This window comes from Synechococcales cyanobacterium T60_A2020_003 (assembly GCA_015272205.1).
Classification (GTDB): Bacteria; Cyanobacteriota; Cyanobacteriia; order RECH01; family RECH01; genus JACYMB01.
This window is the reverse complement of record JACYMB010000396.1, coordinates 1-2,510: the sequence shown is the minus strand read 5'-3', so window position 1 is coordinate 2,510 and position 2,510 is coordinate 1. Positions and strand designations below refer to the sequence as shown.

Sequence of the window (2,510 nt, the reverse complement as noted above, 5' to 3'; positions counted from 1 at the left end):
CTACAGATGAAAGGCTGACATCCCTGATGGTGCAACGCATTCATAACTCAAAACTGAGCATTTCTCCTGCGGAGACGCTGCGCGAACAAAACTCAGAATTGCTCTGAAAATAGATTTTCATCCTGCGGGGTGACGTCATCACCTCATGGACGATTGGTATGAGACATTCATCAGCAGTCGCAGATCTTGAGGCGAAGCATCCTAATTGAAAATAGATATCAACAGTTATTGACACTATCTTGCAATAACGCTATAGTTACGTTCAGGGTTCTCCTCTCAAGGAATCGGCAGATGGGATTGGTCAGCAGACTCGTCACATTTTTTAGGCAGGTTTTACCCTCCCTTCCCCGATACACTAGTAAAGAAACAGATCAATTTTGGGCGATCGCCCCTAGCCAACCACAATCTATGTCTGCGGATTCTCAATTGACTCAAGCGTCTACGGATGCTCAGCATGAAACAACTCGAATGCCCGATCAGTCTGAATTCGATGTGATTGTCATCGGGTCAGGCATTGGGGGATTAGTCACCGCTACCCAACTGGCGGCGAAAGGGGCAACGGTGCTGGTGCTGGAGCGCTACATCATCCCCGGTGGCAGTGCAGGCTATTTTGAGCGAGAGGGCTATCGCTTTGATGTGGGCGCATCGATGATCTTTGGATTTGGCGATCGCGGCACCACCAACCTCCTCACGCGAGCCTTAGAGTCCGTGGGAATGAGCCTGGAAACCATTCCCGATCCGGTGCAAATCCATTACCACTTACCCAACAATCTTGATCTCAAAGTCCATCGTGATTATGAGAAGTTCTTGCAAGAACTGACTGCTAAATTTCCCCACGAAGCCAAGGGCATTCGCCAGTTCTACGACGAGTGCTGGAAGGTGTTCAACTGCCTCAACGCGATGGAGTTACTCTCTTTAGAAGAACCCCGCTACCTCACCCGTGTGTTCTTCCAACATCCTTTTGCTTGCCTTGGCCTCGTACAGTATCTTCCCCAAAATGCCGGAGATGTGGCTCGCCGCTACATCCGCGATCCGGAATTACTGAAATTTATTGACATGGAGTGCTACTGCTGGTCGGTTGTGCCTGCAGATATGACCCCGATGATCAATGCAGGCATGGTGTTTAGCGATCGCCACTATGGGGGCATCAACTACCCCAAAGGAGGAGTCGGTCAGATCGCTCAAAAATTGGTTGAGGGACTCGAAAAAGCGGGGAGCCATATCCAGTACCAGTCCCGTGTCACCGAAATTGTGGTGGACAACGGACGGGCGATCGGCGTGAAATTGGCCTCTGGGGAAACCTATCGCGCTAAGCGAATCGTGTCGAATGCCACCCGCTGGGACACCTTTGAGAAACTTTTGCCTGCATCGTTGATGCCTCGCAAAGAAGAGAAATGGCAGCAGCGCTATCAAAAATCGCCTAGTTTCTTTAGCCTCCACTTAGGCGTGAAGGCTGAAGTACTCCCGCCCGGAACCGAATGCCACCATATTCTGTTGGACAATTGGAACACGATGGAGGATCCCTACGCCACCATTTTCGTGTCGATTCCTACGCTGCTCGATCCCAGCCTCGCTCCTGAAGGCCACCACATTATCCATACCTTTACCCCGTGCTGGATCGAAGACTGGCAGAAGCTCTCTCCCAGCGAGTACGAGCAGAAAAAAGAGCACGTCGCCGAGGAGATGATCCAGCAACTGGAAGCCATTTTCCCCGGACTAGCTGCTGGGTTAGACTACCAAGAAGCTGGCACTCCCCGTACCCACCGCCGCTTCCTGGGTCGGGACGACGGCACCTATGGCCCCATCCCCTCCCAAAAGTTGTGGGGCTTGTTGGGAATGCCCTTCAACCGAACCAGCATTCCAGGCTTGTACTGTGTAGGTGACAGCACCTTCCCCGGTCAAGGTCTCAATGCGGTCGCGTTCTCCGGCTTTGCCTGCGGGCATCGAGTGGCGGTTGATTTGGGGCTGTAAAGCGGGTGAGTAGGTGATGGGGTGAGTGGGTGATGGGGTGAGGGAGTAATAGGTAGTAGAACGTGTCTTCCCAAACCATCACACCCCTACTCCATCACTTCTACTCAGCGTATGTACTTTGCATTTACAATCGGCATGACTTCGCAAACGTCCGATATTGTTGTTAGCACTCGCCCCATGAGACGGCTCGTCTTGCTCCATGCCATAGTCTCATTTTTCTTCTATGCGGTAATTCTTGCCACCACAATTAATACGATTGTCAGCTTGTTTTAAGATTTTTGAGTATCTTATAGAAGCCTAAAGGTCTTTTGCTAAAATTAGGTGTGCCTTGGGACAAAATCTCAAGCATCATTCACCCCACAAGCATCGTTCATCCCAATTTCATTTAGGTTTAGCTTTGTTTCTCTTCAGCAAGGAATTCCGTCGTCTATTCGTTAAGCTACTAAAACTAGATATCTAAACCTCTCTATGCATATAGGGAAATTTAGCTTCTCCGTGAAAGCCCCGCACTCTGCCGAAGGCGAGTGTCGGGATGAAAG

General features: G+C 50.5%; 2 protein-coding genes. Both read left to right on the top strand.

Translation table 11 applies throughout. From position 1 onward, the window contains the following. The first annotated feature begins 408 nt into the window (after positions 1–408). On the top strand, positions 409–1,971 hold the full coding sequence (crtH, locus tag IGR76_19285; protein MBF2080593.1) for a carotene isomerase: 1,563 nt from the start codon (positions 409–411) through the stop codon (positions 1,969–1,971). 111 nt (positions 1,972–2,082) lie between these two features. Continuing rightward, positions 2,083–2,244, top strand: a complete 162-nt coding sequence (locus IGR76_19280; GenBank protein ID MBF2080592.1) for a DUF1345 domain-containing protein — start codon at positions 2,083–2,085, stop codon at positions 2,242–2,244. Positions 2,245–2,510 lie beyond the last annotated feature (266 nt).

Bases quoted from the DNA above. Each gene is read 5' to 3' on its own strand.
- crtH (MBF2080593.1), top strand. From the start codon at position 409: ATGTCTGCGGATTCTCAATTGACTCAAGCGTCTACGGATGCTCAGCAT.
- IGR76_19280 (MBF2080592.1), top strand. From the start codon at position 2,083: ATGTACTTTGCATTTACAATCGGCATGACTTCGCAAACGTCCGATATT.